Origin of the sequence: Streptococcus orisasini, from assembly GCF_001431045.1 — a bacterium.
Lineage (GTDB): Bacteria > Bacillota > Bacilli > Lactobacillales > Streptococcaceae > Streptococcus > Streptococcus orisasini.
Window position 1 is genome coordinate 1 of the sequence record NZ_BCLE01000065.1, and the last position, 837, is coordinate 837.

1 protein-coding gene is annotated in these 837 nt (G+C 42.2%); it reads left to right on the forward strand.

What is annotated here, in order from left to right; translation table 11 throughout:
- Window positions 1-749 (forward strand): alpha/beta hydrolase (locus SCSH_RS10790; RefSeq protein ID WP_193743708.1); only part of this gene is annotated, 749 nt, incomplete at its 5' end.
- Between the last annotated feature and the right edge of the window lie 88 nt (window positions 750-837).

Consider the following 837-nt stretch of genomic DNA (forward strand, 5'->3'; position numbering starts at 1 on the left):
TGACACTTGAGTTTGAAAAGGCTCGTCTCAGAGGCGCTACCGATGTCACTATTTTAGCGGAAATTCAAAAGGCTGGGCGCGTCGTTCCCAATAATCTGACTTACCTCAGTGATTTCTATGATCATCAAACAGGAACCAGTGGGACTGCCTTTCGAGATAAAGCCAGCAACAAGGTTATTATCGCTTATACAGCTACTAATAATGATGGTAATGAATTGCAAGATGCCATGGGAGCCGATTTAATTGGGATTGGTTTAGCACGTGGGCAACATTACCAGCCAGCTTATGATTTTTATGACAAGATTGCTGGCCAGTATGGAGCTGGGAACATTGTTATTACTGGTCATTCCTTGGGTGGGAATGTCGCTCAGCGGGTAGCCCTGAAAAAGAATGTTGCCAAAACAATTGTCTATAACGCTGCCCCGCTTTATATTCCATCCGTAGCTTATTTGGGGAATAAAGCTTACGATTCCCTTCGGGAAAAACTTCAAGGAGACTTTAGCCTTCCTTCAAATAAGGCTGAGGCCCAGCGAACTATTGCGGATATTAAGAGTGATATCAAGGTCTTTACGGGTGATGTTATCCGTATCACGACCCAAAAAGATTGGCTCAACAATGCTATGCGTTGGCTAGGAGCGGTTTATCTTGGTAAAGAATATGTAATTCCTAATTCTGGTAATCACGATTTGAAAACGATTGCCGAAGATGCTAAGCAAGTAGCTAATGTGAAGCAATGGACTACCATCTAAATTTTTAACAAAAAGCCTGATCCTCTTTAAATAAAGAGGATCTAGAACTTCTGGTGGGAATTCTACCCACTACAGAAATTATAGAGCC